Genomic DNA, 25,877 nt, shown 5'->3' with positions numbered 1-25,877 from the left:
GTGACACCCCGTTCGACATCCTCAGGAGAGTCCGTCGTGTCCTCGCTCGCCCCGCCCCAGCCCCTCGTCGCCGACAGCGTGCGGGTGACGGCGGGCACCACCGCGGGTCAGGCGGTCCGCGAGGCGGGCCTGCCGAGCTCCGGGCCGCAGACGGTGGTCGTCGTGCGGGACGCCGACGGCGCGCTGCGGGACCTGTCGTGGAGCCCGGAGGCGGACGCCGACGTCACGCCCGTCGCCGCCGACACCGAGGACGGGCGGGCGGTCATCCGCCACTCGGCCGCGCACGTGCTGGCCCAGGCGGTCCAGCAGATGTTCCCCGAGGCCAAGCTCGGGATCGGCCCGCCGGTCACCGACGGCTTCTACTACGACTTCGCCGTCGACCGCCCCTTCACACCCGAGGACCTCGAGGCCCTCGAGAAGGCGATGCGCAAGATCGTCAAGGCGAAGCAGCGGTTCGTGCGCCGCGAGTACGACTCGCTCGACGCCGCCCGCGAGGAGCTGGCCGGCGAGCCGTTCAAGCTCGAGCTGGTGGACCTGAAGGGGACGGTCGACACCTCCGAGGTCATGGAGGTCGGCGAGGGCAGCCTCACCGCCTACGACAACGTGCACGCCCACACCGGCGAGCGCGTCTGGGGCGACCTCTGCCGCGGCCCGCACATCCCGACCACCGGCTTCATCCCGGCCTTCAAGATCACGCGCAGTGCCGCCGCCTACTGGCGCGGCGACCAGCGCAACGCGCAGCTGCAGCGGATCTACGGCACGGCCTGGGAGTCGCCGGAGGCCCAGGACGCCTACCTCGAGCGGGTCGCCGAGGCCGAGCGCCGCGACCACCGCCGCCTGGGCTCCGAGCTGGACCTGTTCAGCTTCCCCGACGAGATCGGCTCGGGGCTGCCGGTCTTCCACCCCAAGGGCGGGATCGTCCGCAAGGAGCTCGAGGACTACAGCCGTCGACGGCACGCCGAGGCCGGCTACGAGTTCGTCAACACCCCGCACGCCACCAAGGGCGAGCTGTTCCAGGTGTCGGGCCACCTCGACTGGTACCGCGAGGGCATGTTCCCCGCGATGCATCTCGACGCCGAGTACGACGAGGCGGGGGAGCTCAAGCGGCAGGGCATCGACTACTACCTCAAGCCGATGAACTGCCCGATGCACAACCTGATCTACCGTGCGCGCGGGCGGTCGTACCGGGAACTGCCGCTGCGGCTCTTCGAGTTCGGCACGGTCTACCGGTACGAGAAGTCCGGCGTGGTGCACGGGCTGACCCGCGCCCGCGGCTTCACCCAGGACGACGCGCACATCTACTGCACCCGCGAGCAGATGCGCGACGAGATCCGCTCGCTGCTGGCGTTCGTGCTCGACCTGCTGCGCGACTATGGGCTCGACGACTTCTACCTCGAGCTCTCGACCCGCAACCCGGAGAAGTCGATCGGGTCGGACGAGGCGTGGGAGGAGGCGACCGACGTCCTGCGCGAGGTCGCCGAGGGTGCGGGGCTCGACCTCGTGCTCGACCCCGGGGGCGCCGCGTTCTACGCCCCGAAGATCTCCGTGCAGGCCAAGGACGCGATCGGGCGGACCTGGCAGATGTCGACGATCCAGGTCGACCTCATGCTCCCGGACCGCTTCGAGCTGGAGTACACGGCTCCCGACGGCTCGCGGCAGCGGCCGGTGATGATCCACCGCGCGCTGTTCGGGTCGATCGAGCGCTTCTTCGGCGTGCTCACCGAGCACTACGCGGGCGCGTTCCCGGCGTGGCTCGCGCCGGTGCAGGTGGTCGGCATCCCGGTCTCGGGCGACCAGGCGGGCTACGTCGCCGAGGTGGCCGCCCGGCTGCGGGCCGAGGGCCTGCGGGTCGAGGTCGACGACTCCGACGACCGGATGCAGAAGAAGATCCGGAACCACACCCTGCAGAAGGTGCCGTTCCTGCTGCTCGCCGGGGGCAAGGACGCCGACGCCGGCGCGGTGTCGTTCCGGTTCCGGGACGGCTCGCAGCGCAACGCGGTCCCGGTGGACGACGCGGTCGCGGCGGTCGTCGACTGGGTGCGCCGTCGCGAGAACGCCTCACCCGACGCGGAGAAGTTCGCGCCCTGATGAGCGAGGACGTGGGCCAGGAGCCGTCTGACCTCGACGAGCTGTGGGGTGCCGGCACGCCCGACGGTTTCCGGCGCCTGTGGGCGCCGCACCGGATGGCCTACATCGCGGGGGAGACCGGCACCGGCGAGGAGTCCGGCCAGTGCCCGCTGTGCCGGATCCCGACCCTGTCCGACGAGGACGGGCTGGTCCTGCACCGCGGCGACCGCGTCTACGCGGTGCTCAACCTGCACCCGTACAACCCCGGTCACCTCATGGTCGTCCCGTACCGCCACGTCGCCGGGCTCGACGAGCTGGACCTCGAGGAGTCCGCCGAGCTCGTCGGTGTCACGCAGCAGGCGGTGCGGGCCCTGCGCGCGGTCGCGGCGCCGCACGGGTTCAACGTCGGCATCAACCTCGGGCACGTCGCCGGCGGCTCGCTCGCCGACCACCTGCACCAGCACGTCGTGCCGCGCTGGGGCGGCGACGCCAACTTCATCACCGTCGTCGGGCAGACCAAGGTGATCCCGCAGCTGCTCGCCGAGACGCGGAGCCGCCTCGCGGAGGCCTGGCGCACATGATCAACGAGTGGGCCCGCGCGGCGATGAAGGGCGGCGTGGAGCCGACGGCGTCGTGGCTGGTCCGGCGCGGGGTGCACCCCGACGTCGTCACGATCTTCGGGACGGTGGCGTCCACGGCGTCGGCGCTGTGGCTCATCCCCACCGGGCACCTGTTCGCGGCGTCGCTCGTGGTGTGGGCGTTCGCGATGCTCGACGTGCTCGACGGCGCCATGGCCCGCGCGCGGGGGGTGGCGAGCCCCTTCGGGGGCGTGCTCGACTCCGTCGGCGACCGGCTCGTCGACGGTGCGGTCTTCGCCGGCATCACGTGGTGGGCGTTCAGCGTCGACCGCCCGCTGCTCGCCGGGCTCGCGCTCGCGTGCCTGATCACCGGCCAGCTGATCTCCTACATCAAGGCGCGCGCCGAGGCGGCCGGCCTGCGCGCCGACGGCGGCCTCGTGGAGCGCGCCGAGCGCCTGATCCTCGGGCTCGCCGGCTGCGGGCTCACCGGCCTCGGCGTGCCGTACGCCCTCGACGTGGCGCTCTGGCTGCTCGCGGTCGGGTCGGTGATCACGGTCGGCCAGCGCGTCCTGGCGGTGTGGCGCAGCGCCCGCGACCAGTACGGGGCGGCCACCGGGCACACCCAGCCGTCGGATCATTCCGACGAGCCCGCCCCGAACGGCCCGGGACCCGCGTGACGACGACCGCCCCGCCCGCGCTCTCGCTCGGCGAACGGGCCAGCGAGCTCGGCTACGCGGCGGGCTGGCGCCTGGTCCGCACGATCCCTGCGCCGGCGGCCCGGTGGGCGTTCCGCGCCGGCGCCGACCTCGCCGCGCGCCGGGGCGGGCGCGGCACCGAGCGGCTGCGCGCCAACCTCGGGCGCGTGCGCCCCGACCTGGACGCCGACGGGCTCGACGCGCTCACCGCGGCGGGTCTGCGCTCCTACGCGCGCTACTGGCGCGAGGCGTTCCGCCTGCCCGCGATGGACCACGAGGCGCTGTCGAGGCGGCCGGTCGTCGAGGGCCGGGAGCACCTCGACGAGGCCCTCGCCGCCGGGCGCGGGGTCGTCGTCGCCCTGACCCACTCGGGCAACTGGGACATGGCGGGGCTCTGGCTGGTGGCGCACTCCGGCCCGTTCACGACGGTCGTCGAGCGCCTGAAACCGGAGTCGCTGTACGAGCGCTTCGTGGCGTTCCGCGAGTCGCTGGGCTTCGAGATCCTGCCGATGACCGGCGGCGAGGCCCCGGTCCGCGGGCTCGTGCGCTCGCTGCGCGCCGGGAAGGTCGTGTGCCTGGTGGCCGACCGCGACCTCTCCGCCCACGGCGTGCCCGTGACCTTCTTCGGCGCGCCGGCCTCCATGCCGCCGGGCCCGGCCTCGCTCGCCGCGAGCACCGGCGCCGCGCTGCTGCCCGTCGGGCTGTGGTTCACCGAGGACCCGGTGACGGGGGAGGAGGGCTGGCACTTCCGCATCCACCCCCCGGTGCCCGTGCCCGACCGCAGCGCCGTCCCCGCGGCGACCCAGCGCGTCGCCGACGTCTTCGCCGGCGACATCGCGGAACACCCCGAGGACTGGCACATGCTCCAGCGCGTCTGGCGCGACCTGCCCTGACGCCCGGTGCCGGTGCCCGGGTGGGAGCGAGGGACTCCCCGACTGCGCCCCAGGCAGCGAGGGACGCCCTCGCACTCCCCACCCCGGGAGTCGTTCAGGGGGCCGGCGTGTGGCCCGCCGCGATCCGGGGCCACTGGGACGCCGGGCGCCCGTCGAGCTCCAGGTCGCTGCCGTCGACGACGACCGGCTGCGGCCAGCCGGCGGGGGAGTCCTCCCATGGCTCGCCGCGGCCGTACACGGTCATGTCCAGCAGGCCGTAGGTCGGCGACATGACCTCCACGCCGCGGCCGGTGGTCCGGTAGGTCTCGAACACGCGGTCGCCGACGCGCAGGTAGGCGAGCAGCCGGAACCCGCCGTCGAGGTCGAGCGCGGGGTTCGGCCGCCCGACCGCGTACCAGGGGACGTCCCAGCCCATGAACGCGCGGTAGCGCTCGGACTCCTCCCAGGGACCCTGGACGAAGGTCGCGTAGGTGACCCCGCGGGCGTGCAGGTAGGCGAGCTCACGGACCTGGCTGTTGTAGTACGTGCAGCCCGGGCACTGCTCGGCGGCGGGGTGGCCCTCGTGCCACATCTGGGCGTAGGCGACGAGGCGGCCGCGGCCCTCGAACGCGTCGAGCAGCGTGATCGGTCCGTCCGCGCCGGTCAGCGGGGTGGCGGCGTCCACCTCCACCATCGGCAGGCGGCGCCGGGCCGCGGCGATCGCGTCGCCGGCGCGGGTGTGCGCCTTCTCGCGGACGAGCAGGGCGTCGCGCTGCTCCTGCCAGGCGGCGCGGTCGACGATCGGGGGCAGGGCGGTCAGGTCAGTGGTCATCTTCTTCTCCCGCGGTGTCGGTGCCGTCCAGATGCGCGACGAGGGCGTCGAGCCGGTCGTCCCAGTCGCGGGCGAGGGCGGCGAGGAACTGCTGGGCCACGCGCATCGGCGCGGACCGCAGGCGGAACCGGACCCGGCGGCGTTCGCCGGGCTCGGCGGTGACCAGCCCCGCGTCGGCGAGGAGGGTCAGGTGCTTGGCGACCGCCTGCCGCGAGATCGGCAGGCGTGCCGCGAGGTCGGTGGCGGTGGCGGGCCCGCCCGCGGCCAGCGCGGCGAGGACGGCCCGCCGCGTCGGGTCGGCGAGGGCGACGAAGACCTGCTCGGCGACCGCCTCGTGGTCGTCCCGGTCAGGCTGCGGCATCGAGGTACGCCACGAGCTCGCCGAGCTCGTGGGTCCAGCCGTCGTCGTGCGAGGCGTAGCCGTCGCGGTGGCCGTCGTCGGGCAGCTGGGCGAAGCCGGACTCGACGAGGTGCAGCCGGGTGCCCGTCGGCGTCGGCTCGAGGGTGAACTCGACGTAGGTGCGCCGCGGGTCGTCGCGGTCCATGCCGTCGACGCGCCAGGTGAACCCGAGGACGCGGGGCTCCTCGACGCGCTCCACGCGGATCTCGGCGGTGGTCTCCTCGCTCGTCCAGACCACCTCCGCGGCGCCGCCGGGACGCAGGTCGATCGACGCCCGGTCGCCGAGCCAGGACCGCAGGCCCTCGGCGGTGGTCAGGGCCGCCCACACGGCCTGCGGGCGGTGGGCGAGCTCCACCGTGCGTTCGATGCGATCGGGGAATCCCACGGCGCCTCCTGTCGACTCGGCTGTGGCAACTCAATGGTTGCGAAACTATGACAACCAGTGAGTTGCGTCAAGCTGTGTCGCGTGGTGGACAGACGGCGCGCGCAGCGTGCGCGTCCGTTCGGGGTAGACGTGACGTGGAGCACACAGGAACCCGCTATCGTTCATCGCATGAACACGGCGTCGCGGCCCGGCTCGCCGGCCGGTCTGCGCGACGCCAACCGTCGACGGGTCCTCGACGCGGTCCGCGCGGGCGGGGCGCCGACGCAGGCGGAGATCGCCGGGGCCACCGGTCTGGCACCCGCCACGGTGTCCAACATCGTGCGCGACCTGGGCGCCGCGGGCGTGCTCGTGGCGGGCGACGAGGTGCGCGCCGGGCGCCGCGTGCGCGCCGTGCGCCTCGTACGGGGCGCGGGGATCGTCGCGGGCATCGACTTCGGCCACCGGCACGTGCGCGTTGCGCTCGCCGACGTCGCCGACCCGACCGCCGCCGCCGGGCACCCCGTCCCGCCCGAGCGCACCGAGTTCCGCGCCGACCTCGACGACGGCCACGGCGTCGCCGACGGCCTCGACACCGCGGCCGGGCTGCTCGACACCGCGCTCGGGCGCGCCGGGGTCCACCGCGCGGCCCTGCGCGGCGCGGTGGTCGGGCTGCCGGCGCCGCTCGACCTCCTGACCGGGGCGGTCGGCGCGTCGGGCGTGCTGCCGGGCTGGGTCGGCGTCCCGCTCGCCGGGCGGGTCTCCGAGCACCTCGGCGTCCCGAGCTGGGTCGACAACGACGCGACCCTCGGCACCCTCGCCGAACAGCGATGGGGCGCCCTGCGGGGGGTCGACGACGGGATCTTCCTCAAGCTCTCCGACGGCGTCGGTGCCGGGCTCGTCCTCGGCGGGCGTCTCTACCGCGGCCCCGACGGCACGGCGGGCGAGATCGGGCACGTCGTCGTCGACCCGGGCGACCGCTTCGCCGCCGTGTGCCGCTGCGGGCACCGCGGGTGCCTCGAGACGGTGGTGTCGACGCGGACGGTGACCGCGATGCTCGAGCCGCTGCTCGGCGCGCCGCTCACGGTCGCGGAGGTGGTCGCGCGCGCCCGCGACGACTACGCACCGGCGTCACGCATCCTCGCCGACACCGGCCACCACGTCGGGGCGGCGCTCGCCGGGCTGTGCACCGTGCTGACCCCGCGGCGCATCGTCGTCGGCGGCGAGCTCGCCCAGGCCGGGGACCTCCTCCTGGAGCCCCTGCACGCCGCGCTCGCGGCCGCCGCGCTGCCCGGCACGACCCGCACGGCCGAGGTCGTGGTCGCCGAGCTGGCCGAGCACGCGCCGGTCCTCGGGGCCCTCGCGCTGGCCCTCGATCGCTGCGCGGCCTGACCAGCCCGAACGGGTGCGGTCCCGACTGGCGCGCGGGCTCTGACAGGTCCAAGATCGCGCCGCTGTGTTCATCCGTTGACGACGCCCCACGGCCCGCCCTAGCCTGTGGTTCGCATCACACGACAACGGCGCGCCGAGATGCGGAGGCCCTGGTGACCGTGCCTGCCGACGACGGTCGAGCTCCGGCCCGCCCCGTCTCCGGGGCGGCGACGACGACCGCGGACGCCCTGCCGCACGCGCTCGACGCCCCCGAGGTGGCGCGGCGCCTCGACGGCCGCCGCCCCGCCGTCTTCCTCGACTACGACGGCGTCCTCACGCCGATCGTCCCGCGGCCCGAGGACGCGATCATGACCGACGGGATGCGGGAGATCCTCCACTCGCTCGCCGCCCGCTGCCCGGTCTGCATCGTCTCGGGCCGCGACCGCGGCGTCGTCGCCGAGCTCAGCGGCGTCGACGACCTCGTCATCGCCGGCAGCCACGGCTTCGACATCTGGGACCCGCAGCGCGGTGCGATCGAGCACGAGGCCTCCCGCGGCTGGGAGGACCTCGTCGCCGAGGTCACCGAGCGCGTCCGGGTCGCCGCCGCGGACATCGAGGGCACCCAGGTCGAGCCCAAGCACGCGTCGGTCGCCCTGCACGACCGGCACGTCGCGCCCGAGGAGCGGCCGCGCGTGGCCGCCCTCGTCGACGAGGTGCTCGCCGAGCACCCCGGCGAGCTGAAGGTGACGCCGGGCAAGTTCGTCCACGAGATCCAGCCGAAGATCGACTGGAACAAGGGCAAGGCCGTCGACCACCTGATCGGCGTCCTCGGCCTCGACCACCCAGGGCCGGATGGTCGACCCACCGTCCCGATCTACCTGGGTGACGACATCACCGACGAGGACGCGTTCCGCGCGCTCGCGCAGCGGGAGACGCCCGGACTCGGCGTCCTCGTGATCGACCCGTCCGACGCGGCCGGCCGCGAGACCGCCGCGACGGCGGTGCTGGCCACGGTCGACGAGGTGGGCCGCTTCCTCGACGGCCTGGCCCGGTGAGCGCCCGGTGAGCGCCCGGTGAGCGCCCGGTGAGCGCCCGGTGAGCGCCCGGTGACCGACCGGTGACCGACCCCATGCACCCGACCCGACCGACCCTCCCTCGAGTACGGAGACGTCAGTGACGAGCGCGACCGACCAGACTCCGACGAACGCCACCGGCGAGGTCCTGCCCGGCGGCGCCGTGGCCGACGACTTCACCCTCACGTGGACCGGCCTCGAGCCCGACGACGAGGGCCTGCGCGAGGCGCTGACCAGCACCGGCAACGGCTACTTCTGCACCCGCGGCGCGGCCGAGTGGGAGGACACCGACGCGCCCAAGCACTACGCCGGCACCTACGCCCACGGCGCGTACAACCGCGAGACGACGATCCTGGGCGGGCGCCCGGTCCTCAACGAGGACCTCGTCAACCTGCCGAACTGGCTCGTCCTCAAGCTGCGCATCGAGGGTGAGGAGGCGATCCGCCTCGACAACGTCGACGTGCTGGACTACCGCCACTCCTACGACATCCGCACGGCCACGGTCAGCCGCGAGTTCCGCTTCCGCGACCGCGCCGGCCGGGAGACGACGCTGCGCAGCAGGCGCTTCGTGTCGATGGCGCACAGCCACCAGGCGGCGATGGAGTGGACGATCACCGCCGAGAACTGGTCGGGGCGGATCGGGATCGTCTCCGCGATCGACGGCCGCGTCGACAACACGATGGTCGCCCGCTACCGCGACCTCGAGGGCCGCCACCTCGACCCCGTCACCCCGCGGACGTTCGGGCCGGAGATCATCGCGCTGAAGGTCCGCACCCGGCAGTCCAACCTCTACGTCTCCGAGGCCGCACGCACCCGCGTGTACCGCGGCCGCGGGCGCGGCTGGGAGAAGGTCGAGCCGGTCCGCACGCTCCACCAGATGAACGACTACATCCAGCAGGTCCTCGACCTCGACCTCACCGAGGGCGAGACCGTCCGGGTCGAGAAGATCGTGTCGTTCTTCACCAGCCACGACAACGCGATCACCGAGACGCTCACGGCCGCCGGCCGGCACGTCGAGCGCTACCCGGACTTCGCGGGGTGCTTCGCCGAGCACGTCGACGCCTGGGACGAGTACTGGGACGTCGCCGACCTCGAGGTGCCGCGCGAGCCGCGCATCGAGCTGCTGCTGCGCTTCCACATGGCGCACGTGCTGCAGGTCTGCTCGCGCCACACCGCCCGCCACGACGCCGGCGTCCCCGCCCGCGGGCTCAACGGCGAGGCCTACCGCGGGCACGTCTTCTGGGACGAGCTCTACGTCTACCCGTTCCTCAACTACCGCGTCCCGGAGATCACCCGCGGGCTGCTGATGTACCGCTACCGGCGCCTCGCCGAGGCCCGCGCGGCCGCGGCGCTCGAGGGCTACCGCGGGGCGATGTTCCCGTGGCAGTCCGGCAGCGACGGCACCGAGGAGACGCAGGTCGTCCACCTCAACCCGCTGTCGGGCCAGTGGGACCCGGACCACTCGCACAACCAGCGCCACGTCAACGCGGCGATCTTCTACAACGTCTGGCAGTACTACCAGGCCACCGACGACCTGGAGTTCCTGCGCGACTACGGCGCCGAGCTCATGCTCGAGATCGCCCGGTTCTGGGCGTCGATCGCGCACAAGAACCCGAACACCGGCCGCTACGAGATCCACGGCGTGATGGGGCCCGACGAGTTCCACGAGCGCTACCCGGGCTCGGAGACCGGCGGGCTGCGCAACAACGCCTACACCAACGTCATGGTCGCGTGGATCTGCGCGACCGCGCCGAAGGTCCTCGCGCTGCTGCCCAAGAGCCGCCGCCGGGCACTGCGCAGCCGCCTCGGGATCACCGACGACGAGATCACGCGCTGGTCGGAGATGTGCACGTCGATGACGGTGCCCACCCACCGCGACGACGACGGGCACCTGGTGATCACGCAGTTCGAGGGCTACGAGCAGCTCGGCGAGCTCGACTGGGACGGCTACCGCGCGCGGCACAAGAACATCCAGCGGATGGACCGCATCCTCAAGGCCGAGGGCGACGACCCGGACCACTACAAGCTGGCCAAGCAGGCCGACGCGGTGATGCTGTTCTTCCTGTTCGGCGAGGACGAGCTCCGCGAGATCTTCTCCCGGCTCGGCTACGACGCGATCGCCGACGACGCCGACCTCGCCCGGCGCACGATCGCCTACTACGACAGGCGCACCTCGCACGGCTCGACGCTCTCGCTCGTCGCGCACGCCGCGGTGCTGGCCGGCATCGACCCCGAGAGCTCCTGGGAGCGCTTCCTCGTCGCCGTCGAGTCCGACATCGGCGACGTGCAGGGCGGCACCACCAAGGAGGGCATCCACATGGGGGTCATGTCGGGGACCCTCGACCTGCTCCAGCGGGCCTACCTCGGTGCCGGGGCGCGCGACGGTGTCCTGACCTTCGACCCGCGCCTGACCCTGCGCCTCGACGGGCTCGCACTCTCGCTGGTGTTCCAGGGCACGACGCTGCGCGTGTCGGTGAACGGTGGCTCGCTCACCGTCGCCGTGCAGTCCGAGGGCTTCAGCCACCCGGTCCGCATCGGGCTGGGCGGCGAGGTCCGCGAGCTCGGCGCCGGGCAGGAGTGGACGGTGTCGCTCGACAGCGACGGCCGGATCGCCTCGACCTCCGCGGCACCCGCCGCCGTGCCGGTGCCCGACACCGCCCAGACGTCCGCCACGAGCGGTCACGACCACGAAGGGAACGGCGCATGAGCGGCTACACCGGAGCGATCTTCGACGTGGACGGCGTCCTCGTCGACTCCCCGCACGAGGAGGCCTGGCGCGAGTCGCTGCGCGAGCTCATGGAGGGCCCCTGGTCGGACATCGTCTCGCAGACCAGCTACACGCCCGAGAAGTTCACGCCCGCGCTCTACCACGAGCGGATGTCGGGCAAGCCGCGCAAGGCCGGCGCCACCGCGGCGCTCGAGTACTTCGGGGTGCCCGACATCGACCGCCGCGTGCAGGAGTACGGCGAGTACAAGCAGGAGATGATCATCCGGCTGATCTCCGAGGGGCGCTTCTCGGCCTACGACGACGCCGTGCAGTTCGTCGTCAACGTCAAGCAGGCCGGCATCCCGATCGCCGCCGCGTCGTCGTCGAAGAACGCGAAGCTCTTCCTCGAGCGCGTGGACCTGTCCCGCTTCGGGGCGGAGGGCAACCTCCACGGCTACTTCGACGTCGACGTCTCCGGCCGCGACTTCGCGCAGGGCAAGCCGAACCCGGAGATCTTCCTGACCGCGGCGTCCGAGCTCGGCGTCGACCCCGCGGACGCGTTCGTGGCCGAGGACGCGGTCAACGGCATCCAGGCGGCGAAGGCCGGCGGCTTCGGCGCGCTCGGGGTGTCCCGCGCCGACGACGTCGACGCGCTCGCGGCCGAGGGCGCCGACGTCGTCGTCACCGACATGGGCACGATCGACCTGTCCGCGCTCGGGCGCCACGAGCTGGTGAGGAAGTCATGAGCGGGCTCACCGTCGGCGTGGACGTCGGCGGCACCAAGATCGCGGCGGGGGTCGTCGACGAGGACGGCAAGCTCATCGCCTCGACGCGGCGCGAGACGCCGGCGACCGACACCCACATGGTGCTCGAGGCCATCGCCGACGGCGTGCGCGAGCTGCGCACCGGCCACGACATCGTCGGGGTCGGCATCGGCGCGGCGGGGTTCGTCGACGCCGCCCGCGCCAAGGTGATGTTCGCGCCGAACCTGGCCTGGCGCGACGAGGACCTGCGCGGCGAGCTGTCGATCGCGCTCGACCTGCCGGTCGTCGTCGAGAACGACGCCAACTCCGTCGCCTGGGCCGAGTCGCGCTTCGGGGCCGGCCGCGACCACGACGACCTCGTCGCGATCACGATCGGCACCGGCGTCGGCGGCGGCATCGTCACCAACGGGCGGCTGCTGCGCGGCGGGTTCGGGGTGGCGGCCGAGATCGGCCACATCACGATGGTCCCGTACGGGCGCCGGTGCGGCTGCGGCCTGCAGGGCTGCTGGGAGCAGTACGGGTCGGGGCGCGCGCTCGTCGGCGAGGCCCGCGAGATCGCCCGGCACTCGCCCGCGTTCGCGGCCGGGCTGATCGCGGCGGCCGGCGGCGACCCGGAGGCGATCACCGGGGAGATGGTGACCGCCGCGGCACAGCAGGGCGACGTGGGCGCGCTGCACTGCTTCGACGAGATCGGCCGGTGGATCGGCCTCGGTCTCGCGCAGCTGGCGGCGGTGCTCGACCCGACCCTGTTCGTCATCGGCGGCGGCGTGTCCGCGGCCGGCGAGGTCCTGCGGGGCCGGGTGGAGGAGACCTTCCGAGCGAATCTCACGGGACGCGGCCACCGGCCCGTCGCCGAGGTGCGGCTCGCGGAGTTGGGGTGGGAGTCCGGGATGGTCGGCGCCGCCGACCTGGCCCGGACCAATGACGACAGTGCCGTTCCGGGGAGTGACCGATGACCGATCCAGCGCCGGGGGCTCCCGGTTCCAGGGAGAAGACGACCGCGAAAGCGATCCTCATCTCCATCGTCGCCGCCGTCGGCGGCTTCCTGTTCGGGTTCGACTCGAGCGTCATCAACGGCGCCGTCGACGCCCTGAACGAGCAGTTCGGGCTGCAGGACAGCCCGCTGCTCTCCGGCTTCGCGGTGGCCGTGGCCCTGCTGGGGTCGGCGGTCGGCGCCTGGTTCGCGGGCCCGTTCGCGGACCGCTACGGCCGTGTCCGCGTCATGCTCATCGCGGCCGCCCTGTTCGCGATCAGCTCGATCGGGTCCGGACTGGCGTTCGCGGTGTGGGACCTGATCATCTGGCGCTTCCTCGCCGGTGTCGGCATCGGTATCGCCTCGGTGATCGCGCCCGCCTACATCGCCGAGATCGCACCCGCCCACATCCGAGGGCGGCTCGCGTCGCTGCAACAGATGGCGATCGTGCTCGGCATCTTCGTCGCCCTGCTCTCCGACGCCCTGCTCGCGGGCGTCGCCGGCGGCGCGGCGGAGACGTTCTGGCTGGGGCTCGAGGCCTGGCGCTGGATGTTCCTCGTCGGCCTCATCCCGTCGATCATCTACGCGATCCTCGCCCTGCGGATCCCCGAGTCGCCGCGCTACCTCGTGGCGAAGGGCCGCACGCAGGAGGCGGGCCAGGTCCTCGCGAACGTGCTGGGCTCGACGGTCGAGGGCGTCCAGGAGAAGGTCCACGAGATCGGCGAGACGCTGCGCCGCGAGGAGAAGCCGAGCCTGCGCGACCTCACGGCTCCGGGTACCGGCCTGCGTCCGATCGTCTGGGTCGGCATCCTGCTGTCGGTCTTCCAGCAGTTCGTCGGCATCAACGTGATCTTCTACTACTCGACGACGCTGTGGCAGGCCGTCGGGTTCTCGGAGAGCGACTCGTTCCTGGCGTCGGTCATCAACTCGCTGGTCAACGTGCTCGCCACGGTCGTCGCGATCCTCATCGTCGACCGGGTCGGCCGGAAGCCGATGCTGCTCGGCGGCTCCGCCGGCATGGTCGTGACGCTGGCGGTCATGGCGATCGCGTTCTCCCAGGCCGTGATCACCGTGGGCGCCGACGGCGAGGAGACCCCGAACCTGCCCGGTCCGTGGGGGCCGATCGCGCTGGTGGCGGCCAACCTCTACGTCGTCGCGTTCGCAGTCTCGTGGGGCCCGGTCGTGTGGGTGCTGCTCGGTGAGATGTTCCCGAACTGGCTGCGTGCGGCCGCCCTGTCGGTCGCCGCGGCCGCGCAGTGGATCGCGAACTTCCTCATCACGGTCAGCTTCCAGTCCCTCGCGGACATCGGGCTGACGCTCGCGTACGCGCTCTACGCCTTCTTCGCTCTCCTGTCGTTCGTGTTCGTCAGCCGCTACGTGCAGGAGACCAAGGGCAAGGAGCTGGAGGAGATGGTCGGGTAGCAACCCCGACTGCGCACTGCCGATGGGCGGGGCGGGTCGATCAGGGCGTGGAACCCCTGGCCGACCCGCCCCGTCGTCGTCGGCGAGGCAGGCCGAGGCAGGCCGCGCGTGGACGTCGTCACGGGGCCCTGACGCGGCGCCGATAGGCTGGCGACCGCCATGCGCATCGGGATCGTGTGTCCGTACTCGCTGGACGTCGCCGGCGGGGTCCAGGCGCACGTCCTCGACCTCGCCCACGCGCTGACGGGTCTCGGTCACCACGTCGACGTGCTCGCGCCGGCGGGCGAGGACACCCCGGTGCCCGCGGGCGTCACACGGGCGGGGCGCTCGCTCGGCATCCCCTACAACGGCTCGGTCGCCCGCCTGACCTTCGGGCCCGTCTCGCTGGCGCGGGTGCGGCGCTGGCTGCGCGACGGCGACTTCGACGTCCTGCACGTCCACGAGCCCACGGCGCCGAGCCTGTCGTTCCTGGCGCTCGTCGTCGCCGAGGGCCCGGTGGTGGCGACGTTCCACACCTCGACCCCGCGCTCGCGCACCATGACGTTCTTCGAACCGGTGCTGCGCCCGCTGCTCGAGCGCGTGACCGCGCGGATCGCGGTGTCGCCGCTGGCGCGCCAGGTCTACGTCGAGCACCTCGGCGGCGACGCCGTGGAGATCCCGAACGGCGTGGACGTCGGCGCCTTCGCCGACGCGCCGCCGCTGCCCGGCCACGCGCACCACGGCGACGGGGCCACCGTCGGCTTCGTCGGCCGCTACACCGAACCGCGCAAGGGGATGCCGCTGCTGCTGGACGCCCTGCGCCCGCTCGCCGCGCAGCGCCCGGACCTGCGGCTGGTCGTGGTCGGCCGCGGTGACGAGGACGAGCTGCGCGAGCAGGCCGGTCCCGGGCTCGCCGACCGGATCGAGCTCCTCGGTGCCGTCGACGAGCCCACGAAGGCCTCGATGCTCGCCTCGGTGGACCTGCTCGCCACCCCGAACACCGGCGGGGAGAGCTTCGGGGTCGTGCTGGCCGAGGGCATGGCGGCCGGGGCGCCGGTGGTCGCGAGCGACATCGACGCCTTCCGCCGCGTGCTCGGCGACCCGCCGGCGGGCGTGGCGGTGCCCAGTGGCGACGCCGGCGCGTGGAGCGCGGCGATCGGGGCGCTGCTCGACGACCCCGCCCGCCGCGACGCCCTGCGCGCCGCCGGGCGCCGCCGGGTGGCCGCGTTCGACTGGTCGGTCGTGGCCGCCGCCGTCCTGCGGGTGTACGAGGTCGCCGTCGCGGCCGATCCCCGCCGGGTGGGGGCGAACGGCTCCTTCGCCACGGGATCCCGCGAGCAGGCCCGCCGCGCGCACGACCTACCGTCCTCCTCGTGACCCTTCTCGGCCCCACCGGCGTGCTGGTGGTCATCGTCGCCACTGCGGTCCTCCTCCTGGTGATCGTCACCGCCGCGGTGCTCGTCGCCCGGGCCCGGCGGCTCGACCGCCTGCACGTGCGCACCGACGCCGCCGCCGCGGGCCTCGCGGCGGTGCTCGACCGGCGCGCCGCGGTGGTCCGGGCGATCGCCGCGACCGCGGGGCCCGTCGCGCTCGCCGACGCCGACCGCCGCGCCCTGCGCGCCGCCGCCCGCGCGGCTACCGCGACCCGGGCCGCCGGCGAGGGGGCCCTCGACGCCGAGCGCGAGGCGGCCGAGAACGACCTGACCCGCGCGCTCGGCACCCTCGACACCGCGGCGCTGCCCGCCGACCTGGCCGCCGAGCTCGCCGACGCCCACGCCCGCGTGTCGGTGGCGCGCCGCATCCACAACGACGCCGTCCGCGACACGCGCGCCCTGCGCGGGCGCCGCATGGTGCGCTGGCTGGGTCTGGCCGGGACGGCGCCGGTGCCGCGCTACTTCGAGATCGCCGAACCCGGGCCCGACGGCCTGCCCGGCGAGCCCGCGGTCCACGTCGCGCAGGACGCCGTGCGTGCGGTCGTCATCGACGGTGAGGGGCGCGTGCTGCTGTTCGAGGGCGTCGACCCCGCCCGCCCCGCCGAGACGTTCTGGTTCGCGCCCGGCGGCGGCGTCAAGACGGGGGAGGACCCGGCGGCGGCCGTCGTGCGGACCGTGGGGGAGGAGACCGGCCTGGTGGTGCGTCTCGACCAGGTCCGGGGCCCGCTGTGGATCCGCGAGGTCGTCTTCGAGGCCGACGGCACGACCTACGCCGGCCGCGAGCTGTTCCACGCCGTGCACGCCGCGAGCGGCGAGGTCGACGCCAGCACGTTCACCGAGCACGAGTCCCGCACGGTGAAGGGCCACCGCTGGTGGACCCCGGCCGAGCTGGCCGTGACGCTCGACGTGGTGCACCCCCACCAGCTGCCCGACCTGCTCGCCGACCCCCGGGCGCTCGAGCCGGGCCCGGTGCCGCTCGCCATCCACTAGCCCACGACGGCCTCCGCGTACTCCGCACCCACGGGGATCTCGGTGATGACGTCGACGAGCACCCCGGCGGGGTCGGCGACGATGAAGTGGCGCTGACCGAACTCCTCGGAACGCAGGTCGAGCTCGGGGTGCAGGCCGCCGCGGACGACGACGCGCTCGTACTCGGCGTCGACGTCGGGCACCTCGACGTTGAGCAGCAGGCCGCGCGCCGCGGTGCGGAAGCCCGCGGGGACCGTCGGGTGGTCGGCGGCGACGAACGCCAGCTCGTGGGCGCCGCGGCGCAGGCTCGCGTACCAGTCGACCTCGAAGACCACCTCGAAGCCGAAGTGCTCGACCCAGAAGGCCCGCGAGGCAGCGACGTCGTCGACGCCGAGGACGGGGTAGAAGCCGGTCGGTTCCATGGTCGGGGTCCTTTCGCGTACCGTTGGTACGTCAATAGTGTTCGCGTACCATCGGTACGTCAAGGGGGTCGGTGTGGCCGGAGTGCGGGTCGAGCAGCGGGAGCGCACGCGGCGGGCGCTGGTCGCGCAGGCGCGGGCGCTGTTCGCCACGCGGGGCTACGGCGACGTCGGCCTCGCCGAGATCGTCGCGGCCGCGGGCGTCACCAAGGGCGCGCTCTACCACCAGTTCGACGGCAAGACCGCCCTGTTCCGGGCGGTGCTCGCCGACGTCGCGGCCGAGGTCGCCGACGCGGTCGTCGCGGCCGCCGAGGCGCAGGGCGACGACCCGTGGGCGCAGTTGACGGCGGGGAGCCGCGCCTTCCTGGAGGCGAGCACCGACCCGGCCGTCGCCCGGATCGCGCTCGTCGACGGGCCGGCCGTGCTGGGCTGGACGGAGTGGCGCGCGGTCGACGAGGCCACGTCGGGACGCCATCTCGTCGAGGCGCTCGAGACGCTGGTCGCCCGGGGTGTGCTCGCCCCGCGCCCGGTAGCGCCGCTGGCCCACCTGCTCGGGGGCGCGATGAACGAGGCCGCGCTGTGGCTCGCCGTCACCGACGAGCCCGACGCGCTCGAGCGGGTGTGGGGCGAGCTCCTGGCGATGATGGAGGCCCTGCGGTGAGAGGGGGCGCCGAGGGTGCACCGCGTCACCCTTCACGCGCGCCTGACGGACGTACCATCGCCACCAGACGTCGCTGTCGAGAAGTGCATCCCCGGAGGACCACCGTGACCAGGCCCGACACCGCCCCCACCACCGGCACCGGAGGGGTCAAGCGCGGCCTCGCCGACATGCTCAAGGGCGGCGTGATCATGGACGTCGTGACGCCGGAGCAGGCGAAGATCGCCGAGGACGCCGGCGCCGTCGCCGTCATGGCGCTCGAGCGCGTCCCCGCCGACATCCGCGCCCAGGGCGGCGTGGCGCGCATGTCCGACCCGGACATGGTGGCGGGGATCGTCGAGTCGGTGTCGATCCCGGTGATGGCCAAGGCGCGCATCGGGCACTTCGTCGAGGCCCAGGTGCTGCAGTCGATCGGCGTCGACTACGTCGACGAGTCCGAGGTGCTGACCCCCGCCGACGAGGCCCACCACATCGACAAGTGGGCGTTCACCGTGCCGTTCGTGTGCGGTGCCACCAACCTCGGGGAGGCGCTGCGCCGCCTCGGCGAGGGCGCGGCGATGATCCGCTCGAAGGGCGAGGCGGGCACCGGCAACGTCGTCGAGGCGACGCGGCACATGCGCGCGATCCGCTCGGAGATCCGCGCCCTGTCGCGGATGGAGCCCCAGGAGCTCTACGCCGCGGCCAAGGAGCTGCGCGCCCCGGTGACGCTGGTGCAGGAGGTGGCCGAGGCCGGGCGCCTGCCCGTCGTCCTGTTCACCGCCGGCGGCATCGCGACCCCGGCCGACGCGGCGATGATGATGCAGCTCGGCGCCGAGGGCGTGTTCGTCGGCTCGGGCATCTTCAAGTCCGGCGACCCGGCCAAGCGCGCCGAGGCGATCGTGCGGGCGACCACCTTCCACGACGACCCGGACGTCATCGCGAAGGTGTCGGCGGGGCTCGGCGAGGCGATGGTCGGGCGCACGACGGCCGACATGCCCGAGCACGAGCGGCTCGCGACCCGCGGGTGGTGAGGTTCGCTCACCGCCCGTGCGGGCGCGTGGGACGATGCCGGGGATGACCACCTCGCACGGCCCGCGCCGTTCCGCCGAGGCCCCGGTCGATCCCGAGGCCCGCACCGAGACCCTGCGCGCCGTCGGGCCGGACAGTGCCCCTGCTCCGGCCCCGCCGCGCCCCGCTCGCCGCGGGCCGGTCGAGCAGGAGCCGGTCGAGGAGCCGGCCAAGCGCAACGGCATGGGCACGCCGGCCCTGGTGCTGGGCCTGCTCGCCGCCGCGACGTGCTGGACGGGCTGGGCGGGCGTGGTGCTCGGCCTGCCCGCGGTGGTCGCCGGTTACCTGGGCGCGCGCCGCGCGTTCCACAACCTCGCCACCGACGGCGCCTCGTCGCTCGGCGGGTTCGTCGCCGGGCTCGTCGGGCTGGTCGTCGGCGCGGTCATCGTGTGGCCGACGCTGTTCGGTTCGGGTGGCTTCGGCGACGGGCTGACGCTCGACCAGTGCATGGAGCAGTCGACGACGGCGCGCGAGATGCACATGTGCAAGTCGCAGCACCTCGCGGAGTTCAACGAGCGGTACCCGAACGCCGCCGAGTGAGCGCCTGGCACGATCGCGCCATGACGTCGGCCCAGCAGCCCCATGCCCAGCAGGGTCGCAGCGACGAGCGTGAGCAGGACGGCGGCCTCGGGACCGCGGCGCTGGCCCTCGGCCTCGTCGCCGCGGGAACCGGACTGACGGCCGCGCTGTGGTCGGGGATGGACGGGCTGGGCTGGGCGGCGCTGGCTCTCGGTCTCATCGGCCTGGTCGTCGGCTTCATCGGTTCGCGGCGCGCCTTCCACGACCCGCAGCGCAGCGGCGGGATGTCGCTCGGCGGGTTCGTGCTGTCGCTGGTCGGGCTCGTCGTCGGCGCGTGGATCGTCGTGCCGGGCCTGCTGGGCATCGGCACCTTCGGCGAGGGCCTCACGCTCGACGAGTGCATGGCCCAGGCGCAGGGGCAGCAGGAGGAGCGGATGTGCGCCTCGCAGCACGTCGACGAGTACCGCGCCCGCTTCGGCGACCCGGGCACCGGGTAGCGCGCTCCTAGACTGGAGCCGTGAGCGCACCCGTCGGCGTCCTGGCCCTCCAGGGCAACGTCCCCGAGCACCTCGACGCCCTCCGGGCCTGCGGCGCGGACGCGCGCCCGGTGCGTCGCCCGGCGGAGCTCGCCGAGGTCGCGGGGCTCGTGCTGCCGGGCGGGGAGTCGACGACGCTGTCGAAGCTCCTCGAGGCGTTCGAGCTGCTCGAGCCGCTGCGCGAGCGCCTGCGCGCGGGGATGCCGGCGTTCGGGTCGTGCGCGGGGATGATCCTGCTGGCGCGCGAGGCCGTCGACGCCCGCCCCGACCAGCACCAGCTCGGCGCGCTGGACATCACGGTGCGCCGCAACGCGTTCGGCCGCCAGGTGCAGTCGTTCGAGACCGACCTCGCCGTCACCGGCGTCGGCGGCGGCCCGGTGCGGGCGGTGTTCATCCGCGCGCCGTGGGTCGAGTCGACGGGCCGCGGGGTCGAGGTGCTCGCCCGCGTCCCGGGCAGTGTCGCCGGGCCGGCGTCGGGCAAGGTCGTCGCCGTCCGCCAGGGGCCGGTGATCGCCACCGCGTTCCACCCCGAGCAGACCGGCGACGCCCGCCTGCACGACCTGTTCCTGCGCCAGGTGCGCGCTAGCAGTCGCGCAGTTCCGGCGACTGGTTGAGCAGCTGGCCGCGCGCCGAGGTGAACTCGCGGTAGGTCGCGCCGTCCACGGCCGACGGCCGGAACGCGGCGACGCGGTGGCAGTTCTGGAAGGCGAGCTTCACGCCGAAGTGGCGCTCGAGCCCGCCGCGGATGGCGTCGGAGGCCAGCGCGCGCAGCAGCTGGCCTCGCTCGGCCTCGCTCGGCGGCGGGACCTCGTGGTCGGCCAGCTCGCCGTCGGAGAGCTCGAGGTCGGCGACCGTCGAGGAGATCACGGTCCACGCGTAGGGCAGCGAGGTGCGCACGCAGTCGACGAACGCGGCGTCGGTGACCTCGCCGCGGGCGGCGGCGTCGAGCAGCTCGGGGGAGACGTCCAGGGACATGGTGTGACCTCCAGGGGAGACGAAGGCGGAGCCGGAGCTCGACCGGGGGTGGGGTGTGCGGTTCGGGGTGTTCAGAGCGTGGCGGGCGCCGGCACGAAGTCCGGGTCGATCTGCTCGGCCAGGGCGGAGCCGGCCCAGGCGTTCGCGTTGCGGAGGTGCATCGCGACGGCGTCGGCCTGGTAGCTGGCCCAGTCCTTGTCGACGGCGTCCACGGCGGCGCGCAGGTCGTCGAGCACGGCGGCGTTGGCCGGCTCCAGGCCCGCGACGTCCCGCGGGGCGCCGCGGTCGCCGGCGCGCACGTGGCCGGAGTGCCCGAGGACGCCGACGAGGTCGTCGCCGACCTCGTCGCGCAGGAACGCGACGTCGGAGTCGTCGGCGACCTTGTTGCCGACGACGGCGAGGCGCACGCCGAAGTCGCGGGCGTAGCCGGCGTACTGGCGGTAGACGCCGACCGAGCGCAGCGTCGGCTCGCAGACCAGGAAGGTGAGGTCGAAGCGGGTGAACAGCCCGGAGGCGAAGGCGTCGGCGCCGGCCGTCATGTCCACGACGACGTACTCGCCGGGCCCGTCGACGAGGTGGCTTAGCAGCAGCTCCACGGCGCCGGTCTTGGCGTGGAAGCAGGCGACCCCCAGGTCGGCGTCCTCGAACGCCCCCGCGAGCCCGACGCGCACGCCGGGCACGACCTCGCGCACCGCGGCGTCGTAGATCGGGTTGTCCTCGACGACGCCCAGGAGCCGCGAGCCCCGGCCGGGGGGCGTCGTCTTGATCATCTGGTCGGCCGACGGGATGCGCGGGTTGTCGCCGCGCAGCCAGTTCTTGATCAGGCCGAGGTGGCTCGGCAGCGTCGGGAGCCCCGCCGCGTCCTCCGCGGTGGCGCCGAGCGCGACGGCCAGGTTCTGGTTGATGTCGGCGTCCAGCGCCAGCACCGGGGCGCCCGCGGCCGCCGCCCGGAGCGCGAACAGCGAGGCGCAGGTCGTCTTCCCGCTCCCGCCCTTGCCGACGAACGCGACCTTCACCTGCGACCCCTCTCGTGACGCTGCGCCGAACGAGTGGTTACTCTAAGTCATGCGACGTCACGCATGGTTGTCGGGGCGCCCTCGGGCAGGGTGACGGCCCATGCGCCTCGGCCTGTTCCTGATCTCGCCGCAGTGGCCCGGCCGCAGCCACGGCGAGGCGCTCGCCGAGACCGTCCGGCTGGCCGCGCTCGCCGACCGCCTCGGCCTCGACGACGTCTGGCTCGCCGAGCACCACTTCGTCTCCTACGGCGTCTGCCCGTCCGCGACGACGCTGGCGGGGCACCTGCTGGGAACGACGGCCCGGATCGGCGTGGGCACGGCGGTGAGCGTGCTGCCGGTGACCCACCCGGTGGCGCTCGCCGAGCAGGCCGCGATGCTCGACCAGCTGGCGCCGGGGCGGTTCACACTGGGCGTCGGGCGGGGCGGGCCGTGGCGCGAGCTGGTGGTGCAGGGCGGGGGCACGCGGCGGTTCGCCGACGGCCTGGCCGAGGAGCTGGACGCGCTGCTGGGGGCGTGGCGGGCGCCCACGGTCGCCGGCCCGGGCCCCGTGCTGGCGTTCCCCGAGGTCGCCGTCGTGCCCCGTCCCGCGACACCCGGCGGCCCGCCCGTGCGCGTGGCGGCGACCACCGACGCCACCGTCGACCTCGCCGCCGACCGCGACCTGCCCCTGCTGCTCGGGATGCACGCCGACGACGCCGAGCGGGGCGGCATGGTGCGCCGCTGGGACGACCGGGCCGGGCGCGCCGGGGAGCACGTCGGCGTCGGGATCGCGCACGTCGCCGACACCCGCGCGGCGGCGCGGCGGGCGGTGCGCGAGGCGCTGCCGACCTGGCTCGGCCCCGGGCTCGCGGGCCACGTGCGCGCCGACGGCGCCCCGCGCGCCCTGCGCGACCCCGTCGCGTACACCGACCTGCTGTGCTCGCTGCACCCCGTCGGCACCGTCGACGACGTCGCCGAGCACCTCGCGCGCACCGCCGCCGCGACGGGCCTGCGCCACCTCGCGCTCATGGTGCAGACCACCGGCGACCCCGCCCGCACCACCGGGACGGTCGAGGCCCTCGCCTCCCTTCGTGAGCGAATCTCGGGGCTATAGCCCCGAATTTCGCTCACACACGACGTTCGGCCGAGTCCAGGCGGTAGCGGATGAGGCGGGAGGAGTTGGCGACGACGGCGACGGACGAGGCGTTGTGCAGGATGGCCGCGACCACCGGCGACAGCGCGCCGCCCGCGGAGACGACCAGCCCCACCGCGTTCACCGCGATCGACATCCCGTAGTTCTGCCGGATCAGCGCGATCCCGTGCCGGCCGAGGTCGCGCAGGTCGAGCAGGCGCGCGAGGTCGTCCCCGGCCAGGGCCACGTCGGCGGTCTCGACGGCGACGTCGGTGCCGCCGACGCCCATCGCGATGCCGATGTCGGCGAGCGCCAGGGCGGGCGCGTCATTGGTGCCGTCGCCGACCACGGCCACCGTGTGCCCCGCCGCCTGCAGCTCGCGGACCACGTCCTGTTTGTCCTCGGGCAGGACCTGCGCGCGCCACTCGTCGACGCCGAGCTCCGCGGCCACGGCGGCGGCGGTCTCGGGGTGGTCGCCGGTGAGCATGACGATCCGCTCCACGCCGTCGGCCCGCAGCGCCGCGAGCACCTCGGGGGCCTCGGGGCGGACCGTGTCGCGCAGGCTGATCAGCCCGGTGAGCCTCCCGTCCACGGCCAGCAGGAGCGGCGTCTCCGCCGCGTGCTGCAGCTTGCGGACCCACCCGTGGGCCTTTCGCGAGATCGTCACCTTCTGCGCCCTGAGCAGTTCCCGCGAGCCCAGCAGGAGCGTGCGGCCGTCGGCCTGCACCCGCATGCCCTGCCCGAGCAGCACCTCGCACTCCTCGTGCGGCGGGATCTCGATGCGCCGCTCCTCGGTGGAGCGGATCACCGCCTGGGCGAGCGGGTGCCTCGAGTGGATCTCCGAGCTCGCGGCCAGCGCCAGGACCTGCTCGGGGGTCACGTCGTCGTCGAACGACACGACGTTCGTGACCACGGGCCGCCCGACGGTCAGCGTCCCGGTCTTGTCGAACACGACGGCGTCGACCCGCCCGGCCGCCTCGAGGTGCGACCCGCCCTTGACGAGGATGCCGCGCCGGGCGCCGTTGCCGATCGCCGCGCTGATCGCCGTCGGGGTCGCGAGCCCCACCGCGCAGGGGCACGCCACCAGCAGCATCGTCATCGCCCGGCGGACGTCGCGGGTGACGACGAGCGTGGCCAGCGACAGCGCGAACGACGTCGGGACGAAGCGCCGCGAGAACGTCTCGCCGACGGTCTGGATGGGCGCGCGGTCGGCCTGGGCGGACTCGACGCGCTCGACGATGCGCCCGAGCGCGGTCTCGGTCCCGACGCGCTCGGCGCGGACCACGATCCGTCCGCGCAGCAGCACCGAGCCCGCCGGCAGCTGCGCGCCCGCCTCGACCTGCACCGGGAGGTTCTCGCCGGTGATCGCGGCCTGATCGACGACGGCGCCGCCGTCGCTCGCCTCGACCACGACGCCGTCGACGGGCAGCACCACCTGCTCGTGGACGACGACCTCGTCGCCGACGGCGAGCCGGGCGATGTCCACCTCGACCTCGGTGCCGTGGTCGGCGCGCACCCAGGTGCGGGTCCGCGAGCCCGAGAGCAGGTCGGAGATCGCGCGGCGGCTGCGGCGCAGGGTCAGGTCCTGCAGGTACTCGCCGATGTTGAGCAGCCACAGCACGGTCAGCGCGACGACGTTCTCGCGCAGCGCCAGCGACGCGATGGTGGCCGCGGAGACGAGCGCGTCGGTGCCGGCGCCGCGCCCGCCGACCAGCGAGCGCAGGGCACCGCGCAGGAAGGGGTAGCCGGTGACGACCGTGACGCCGGTGGCCGCGAGCCGGCTCGTGGGCCCGAGGACCGGGGGTCGGCGCAGGACGTAGCGCCGCCCGCCGAGCAGCAGCAGGGCGACGGCGCCGAGGGCCATGCGCAGCAGGTCGCCGTTGCCGACGTCGGCCGAGCGGGGCGCGCGTCGGGCCGGGGCGTCCGGCGCCGGCACACCGGCGATCACCTGGGCCAGGACGCCGCGGGCGGACGAGCCCGGGTCGTACCAGACCACGACGGCCCCGGTCCGCGGGTGGGCGTGGGCCCGGCGCACGCCCGGCACCGCGTCGAGCGCGTCCTCGACCGCGACGGCGAGGGCGACGCGATCCCGCAGCCAGGGCGTGGCGAACCGGACGCGGCCCGCGGCGTCCGAGACGACGGTGGGGTGCGCGGTCACCTCAGTGCTCGTGGTCGTGCCCGTTCGCCCCGGCGCCCGGAGCCGGCGCCTCCTCCCCGAGACGCCCGCGCGCCTCGGCCACGATGTCCCCCGCGGAAAGGCGGACGCGCTCGGCCCCCGCCTCGGCCACCCGCGCACCGCGCAGGCCCACGGTCGTCACGGTCACCGCGGCGTCGTGCAGCCGCTGCCCGGTGGCGATCTTCCGGACGCCCTCGACGACGGCCACGCCCACCACCCCGGTCGCGATCGTGCCCGCCGCCCGTGCCGCCAGTCCGGCCCACGCCGTCATGCCCACCTGCTCTCTCGAAGTGATCTCGGGCCGCAGGCTAGCCCCGTGATCGGCGGACGTCATGGCAGGTCATGCGCGTGAATGCATGCCTCGGCTGCTGGATATCGCCGACGAACCCAGCGGGGCTACCCTCGGGCGATGCGTTACGCCGACCGCCCCACCGTCGAGGCCGAGGTCCACATCGCGGCGACGCCCGCGCGGGTGTGGCCGCTGGTCCGGGACATCGGCGTCGTCGCCGACACCTCCGAGGAGCTGCAGGAGGCGAACTGGCTCCCGGCGCCCGAGGGGCCCGGGGAGGGGGACGCGCCGGCGGTCGGGCACCGCTTCCGCGGGCGCAACGCGCACCCCCAGGCCGGGGAGTGGGAGACCGTCTCGGAGGTCGTCGAGTGCGACGAGGAGCGGGCCTTCGCCTGGGCCGTCATGGACACCGCGAACCCCTCGGCGCTGTGGCGCTTCACGCTGCGCCCGGCCGACGGCGGCACCGCGCTGCGGCAGTGGGCGCAGCTCGGGCCCGGGCCGTCGAACCTCACCACGGTGATCGAGCGCATGCCCGACAAGGAGGAGCGCATCGTCGCCGGGCGCCTGCGGGAGTTCCAGCAGAACATCGAGCGCACGCTCGCCGGGATCAAGGAGCGCGCCGAGCAGTGAGGACG

The 25,877-nt window shown here is 74.3% G+C and carries 27 protein-coding genes; 19 read left to right on the top strand and 8 right to left on the bottom strand.

The genetic code is table 11. The features are described from left to right. Positions 1 to 36: 36 nt before the first annotated feature. Genes thrS through WCD58_RS02860 form a run of 4 tightly spaced genes read left to right on the top strand, consistent with a single transcriptional unit; the run spans position 37 to position 4,233 of the window. Complete coding sequence (thrS, locus tag WCD58_RS02875; RefSeq protein ID WP_337699284.1) at positions 37 to 2,088, top strand: threonine--tRNA ligase; 2,052 nt, start codon at positions 37 to 39, stop codon at positions 2,086 to 2,088. Continuing rightward, a complete protein-coding gene (locus WCD58_RS02870) occupies positions 2,088 to 2,648 on the top strand; it encodes an HIT family protein (RefSeq protein WP_337699282.1) in 561 nt (186 codons plus the stop codon). Before thrS ends, WCD58_RS02870 begins: the two co-directional genes overlap by 1 nt. Continuing rightward, positions 2,645 to 3,322 carry a phosphatidylinositol phosphate synthase gene (gene pgsA / locus WCD58_RS02865; RefSeq protein ID WP_337699278.1) on the top strand — a complete coding sequence of 226 codons (678 nt, stop codon included), beginning with the start codon at positions 2,645 to 2,647 and terminating at the stop codon, positions 3,320 to 3,322. Before WCD58_RS02870 ends, pgsA begins: the two co-directional genes overlap by 4 nt. After that, positions 3,319 to 4,233: a phosphatidylinositol mannoside acyltransferase gene (locus tag WCD58_RS02860; protein ID WP_337699277.1), complete on the top strand. Its 915-nt coding sequence runs from the start codon at positions 3,319 to 3,321 to the stop codon at positions 4,231 to 4,233. The genes pgsA and WCD58_RS02860 overlap by 4 nt, the downstream gene beginning before the upstream one ends. A gap of 94 nt (positions 4,234 to 4,327) precedes the next feature. Here the strand turns inward: WCD58_RS02860 and WCD58_RS02855 are convergent, their stop codons facing one another. From WCD58_RS02855 to WCD58_RS02845, 3 genes are read right to left on the bottom strand one after another with little or no spacing between them, the layout of a single operon-like run. Further along, positions 4,328 to 5,044 (bottom strand): DUF899 family protein, encoded by a 717-nt coding sequence (locus WCD58_RS02855; protein ID WP_337699274.1) that lies wholly within the window; start codon positions 5,042 to 5,044, stop codon positions 4,328 to 4,330. After that, the gene (locus WCD58_RS02850) at positions 5,034 to 5,405 is read right to left on the bottom strand and encodes a metalloregulator ArsR/SmtB family transcription factor (RefSeq protein ID WP_337699272.1); all 372 of its coding nucleotides are present in this window, start codon (positions 5,403 to 5,405) and stop codon (positions 5,034 to 5,036) included. Before WCD58_RS02850 ends, WCD58_RS02855 begins: the two co-directional genes overlap by 11 nt. Beyond that, positions 5,392 to 5,829 (bottom strand): SRPBCC domain-containing protein, encoded by a 438-nt coding sequence (locus WCD58_RS02845; protein ID WP_337699270.1) that lies wholly within the window; start codon positions 5,827 to 5,829, stop codon positions 5,392 to 5,394. Before WCD58_RS02845 ends, WCD58_RS02850 begins: the two co-directional genes overlap by 14 nt. Before the next feature lie 168 nt (positions 5,830 to 5,997). Here WCD58_RS02845 and WCD58_RS02840 point away from each other — a divergent pair, with 168 nt between their 5' ends. From WCD58_RS02840 to WCD58_RS02805, 8 genes are all read left to right on the top strand, one after another. Then, the gene (locus tag WCD58_RS02840; RefSeq protein WP_337699268.1) at positions 5,998 to 7,197 is read left to right on the top strand and encodes an ROK family transcriptional regulator; all 1,200 of its coding nucleotides are present in this window, start codon (positions 5,998 to 6,000) and stop codon (positions 7,195 to 7,197) included. A 152-nt stretch (positions 7,198 to 7,349) separates the two neighbouring features. After that, complete coding sequence (gene otsB, locus WCD58_RS02835) at positions 7,350 to 8,231, top strand: trehalose-phosphatase (protein ID WP_337699267.1); 882 nt, start codon at positions 7,350 to 7,352, stop codon at positions 8,229 to 8,231. 118 nt (positions 8,232 to 8,349) lie between these two features. After that, the gene (locus tag WCD58_RS02830) at positions 8,350 to 10,956 is read left to right on the top strand and encodes a glycoside hydrolase family 65 protein (RefSeq protein ID WP_337699264.1); all 2,607 of its coding nucleotides are present in this window, start codon (positions 8,350 to 8,352) and stop codon (positions 10,954 to 10,956) included. Beyond that, positions 10,953 to 11,702 carry an HAD family hydrolase gene (locus tag WCD58_RS02825; RefSeq protein ID WP_337699262.1) on the top strand — a complete coding sequence of 250 codons (750 nt, stop codon included), beginning with the start codon at positions 10,953 to 10,955 and terminating at the stop codon, positions 11,700 to 11,702. Before WCD58_RS02830 ends, WCD58_RS02825 begins: the two co-directional genes overlap by 4 nt. Further along, complete coding sequence (locus WCD58_RS02820; protein WP_337699260.1) at positions 11,699 to 12,676, top strand: ROK family glucokinase; 978 nt, start codon at positions 11,699 to 11,701, stop codon at positions 12,674 to 12,676. The genes WCD58_RS02825 and WCD58_RS02820 overlap by 4 nt, the downstream gene beginning before the upstream one ends. Next, positions 12,673 to 14,115 carry a sugar porter family MFS transporter gene (locus WCD58_RS02815; RefSeq protein WP_337699258.1) on the top strand — a complete coding sequence of 481 codons (1,443 nt, stop codon included), beginning with the start codon at positions 12,673 to 12,675 and terminating at the stop codon, positions 14,113 to 14,115. The genes WCD58_RS02820 and WCD58_RS02815 overlap by 4 nt, the downstream gene beginning before the upstream one ends. A gap of 159 nt (positions 14,116 to 14,274) precedes the next feature. Next, complete coding sequence (locus WCD58_RS02810) at positions 14,275 to 15,471, top strand: glycosyltransferase family 4 protein (RefSeq protein ID WP_337699257.1); 1,197 nt, start codon at positions 14,275 to 14,277, stop codon at positions 15,469 to 15,471. Further along, positions 15,468 to 16,517 (top strand): NUDIX hydrolase, encoded by a 1,050-nt coding sequence (locus tag WCD58_RS02805; RefSeq protein ID WP_337699254.1) that lies wholly within the window; start codon positions 15,468 to 15,470, stop codon positions 16,515 to 16,517. Before WCD58_RS02810 ends, WCD58_RS02805 begins: the two co-directional genes overlap by 4 nt. Here WCD58_RS02805 and WCD58_RS02800 read toward each other — a convergent pair. Further along, the gene (locus WCD58_RS02800; RefSeq protein WP_337699251.1) at positions 16,514 to 16,918 is read right to left on the bottom strand and encodes a VOC family protein; all 405 of its coding nucleotides are present in this window, start codon (positions 16,916 to 16,918) and stop codon (positions 16,514 to 16,516) included. The two genes, WCD58_RS02805 and WCD58_RS02800, sit on opposite strands and share 4 nt — an antisense overlap. Before the next feature lie 73 nt (positions 16,919 to 16,991). Here WCD58_RS02800 and WCD58_RS02795 point away from each other — a divergent pair, with 73 nt between their 5' ends. The 5 genes from WCD58_RS02795 to pdxT all read left to right on the top strand — a co-directional run bounded on the left by WCD58_RS02795 (position 16,992) and on the right by pdxT (position 20,289). Continuing rightward, the gene (locus tag WCD58_RS02795; RefSeq protein ID WP_337699249.1) at positions 16,992 to 17,576 is read left to right on the top strand and encodes a TetR/AcrR family transcriptional regulator; all 585 of its coding nucleotides are present in this window, start codon (positions 16,992 to 16,994) and stop codon (positions 17,574 to 17,576) included. A gap of 104 nt (positions 17,577 to 17,680) precedes the next feature. Beyond that, on the top strand, positions 17,681 to 18,583 hold the full coding sequence (gene pdxS, locus WCD58_RS02790) for a pyridoxal 5'-phosphate synthase lyase subunit PdxS (protein ID WP_337699247.1): 903 nt from the start codon (positions 17,681 to 17,683) through the stop codon (positions 18,581 to 18,583). 43 nt (positions 18,584 to 18,626) lie between these two features. Next, on the top strand, positions 18,627 to 19,160 hold the full coding sequence (locus WCD58_RS02785) for a hypothetical protein (protein ID WP_337699245.1): 534 nt from the start codon (positions 18,627 to 18,629) through the stop codon (positions 19,158 to 19,160). 20 nt (positions 19,161 to 19,180) lie between these two features. Then, entirely contained in the window at positions 19,181 to 19,636 is a 456-nt protein-coding gene (locus tag WCD58_RS02780; protein WP_337699243.1) for a DUF4190 domain-containing protein, read from the top strand. A 20-nt stretch (positions 19,637 to 19,656) separates the two neighbouring features. Then, positions 19,657 to 20,289: a pyridoxal 5'-phosphate synthase glutaminase subunit PdxT gene (gene pdxT, locus WCD58_RS02775; protein ID WP_337699241.1), complete on the top strand. Its 633-nt coding sequence runs from the start codon at positions 19,657 to 19,659 to the stop codon at positions 20,287 to 20,289. Here the strand turns inward: pdxT and WCD58_RS02770 are convergent. After that, positions 20,258 to 20,650, bottom strand: a complete 393-nt coding sequence (locus WCD58_RS02770; protein WP_337699239.1) for an SCO5389 family protein — start codon at positions 20,648 to 20,650, stop codon at positions 20,258 to 20,260. The genes pdxT and WCD58_RS02770 overlap by 32 nt on opposite strands. Positions 20,651 to 20,721: 71 nt before the next feature. Beyond that, positions 20,722 to 21,666 carry an ATP-binding protein gene (locus WCD58_RS02765; protein WP_337699237.1) on the bottom strand — a complete coding sequence of 315 codons (945 nt, stop codon included), beginning with the start codon at positions 21,664 to 21,666 and terminating at the stop codon, positions 20,722 to 20,724. Between the two features lie 100 nt (positions 21,667 to 21,766). On the opposite strand from WCD58_RS02765, the gene WCD58_RS02760 reads away from it, so the two are divergent. Further along, entirely contained in the window at positions 21,767 to 22,759 is a 993-nt protein-coding gene (locus WCD58_RS02760) for an LLM class flavin-dependent oxidoreductase (protein ID WP_337699235.1), read from the top strand. Between the two features lie 13 nt (positions 22,760 to 22,772). Here WCD58_RS02760 and WCD58_RS02755 read toward each other — a convergent pair whose 3' ends face one another. Then, complete coding sequence (locus WCD58_RS02755) at positions 22,773 to 24,935, bottom strand: heavy metal translocating P-type ATPase (RefSeq protein ID WP_337699233.1); 2,163 nt, start codon at positions 24,933 to 24,935, stop codon at positions 22,773 to 22,775. Position 24,936: 1 nt separating this feature from the next. After that, positions 24,937 to 25,224, bottom strand: a complete 288-nt coding sequence (locus WCD58_RS02750) for a DUF1490 family protein (RefSeq protein ID WP_337699232.1) — start codon at positions 25,222 to 25,224, stop codon at positions 24,937 to 24,939. Positions 25,225 to 25,362: 138 nt separating this feature from the next. On the opposite strand from WCD58_RS02750, the gene WCD58_RS02745 reads away from it, so the two are divergent. Next, a complete protein-coding gene (locus WCD58_RS02745) occupies positions 25,363 to 25,872 on the top strand; it encodes an SRPBCC family protein (RefSeq protein WP_337699230.1) in 510 nt (169 codons plus the stop codon). The last annotated feature ends 5 nt before the right edge of the window (positions 25,873 to 25,877 follow it).

Origin of the sequence: Actinomycetospora flava (assembly GCF_037400335.1) — a bacterium.
Classification (GTDB): Bacteria; Actinomycetota; Actinomycetes; order Mycobacteriales; family Pseudonocardiaceae; genus Actinomycetospora; species Actinomycetospora flava.
The sequence above is the reverse complement of the archived record's forward strand: the minus strand, read 5'-3'. Positions and strand labels throughout refer to the sequence as shown.

Excerpts from the sequence above, each read along its gene's own strand:
- WCD58_RS02870 (WP_337699282.1), top strand. The coding sequence starts at position 2,088 with ATGAGCGAGGACGTGGGCCAGGAGCCGTCTGACCTCGACGAGCTGTGG.
- pgsA (WP_337699278.1), top strand. The coding sequence starts at position 2,645 with ATGATCAACGAGTGGGCCCGCGCGGCGATGAAGGGCGGCGTGGAGCCG.
- WCD58_RS02855 (WP_337699274.1), bottom strand. The coding sequence starts at position 5,044 with ATGACCACTGACCTGACCGCCCTGCCCCCGATCGTCGACCGCGCCGCC.
- WCD58_RS02850 (WP_337699272.1), bottom strand. The coding sequence starts at position 5,405 with ATGCCGCAGCCTGACCGGGACGACCACGAGGCGGTCGCCGAGCAGGTC.
- WCD58_RS02840 (WP_337699268.1), top strand. The coding sequence starts at position 5,998 with ATGAACACGGCGTCGCGGCCCGGCTCGCCGGCCGGTCTGCGCGACGCC.
- WCD58_RS02825 (WP_337699262.1), top strand. The coding sequence starts at position 10,953 with ATGAGCGGCTACACCGGAGCGATCTTCGACGTGGACGGCGTCCTCGTC.
- WCD58_RS02820 (WP_337699260.1), top strand. The coding sequence starts at position 11,699 with ATGAGCGGGCTCACCGTCGGCGTGGACGTCGGCGGCACCAAGATCGCG.
- WCD58_RS02815 (WP_337699258.1), top strand. The coding sequence starts at position 12,673 with ATGACCGATCCAGCGCCGGGGGCTCCCGGTTCCAGGGAGAAGACGACC.
- WCD58_RS02810 (WP_337699257.1), top strand. The coding sequence starts at position 14,275 with ATGCGCATCGGGATCGTGTGTCCGTACTCGCTGGACGTCGCCGGCGGG.
- WCD58_RS02800 (WP_337699251.1), bottom strand. The coding sequence starts at position 16,918 with ATGGAACCGACCGGCTTCTACCCCGTCCTCGGCGTCGACGACGTCGCT.
- WCD58_RS02785 (WP_337699245.1), top strand. The coding sequence starts at position 18,627 with ATGACCACCTCGCACGGCCCGCGCCGTTCCGCCGAGGCCCCGGTCGAT.
- WCD58_RS02780 (WP_337699243.1), top strand. The coding sequence starts at position 19,181 with ATGACGTCGGCCCAGCAGCCCCATGCCCAGCAGGGTCGCAGCGACGAG.
- WCD58_RS02770 (WP_337699239.1), bottom strand. The coding sequence starts at position 20,650 with ATGTCCCTGGACGTCTCCCCCGAGCTGCTCGACGCCGCCGCCCGCGGC.
- WCD58_RS02760 (WP_337699235.1), top strand. The coding sequence starts at position 21,767 with ATGCGCCTCGGCCTGTTCCTGATCTCGCCGCAGTGGCCCGGCCGCAGC.
- WCD58_RS02750 (WP_337699232.1), bottom strand. The coding sequence starts at position 25,224 with ATGACGGCGTGGGCCGGACTGGCGGCACGGGCGGCGGGCACGATCGCG.
- WCD58_RS02745 (WP_337699230.1), top strand. The coding sequence starts at position 25,363 with ATGCGTTACGCCGACCGCCCCACCGTCGAGGCCGAGGTCCACATCGCG.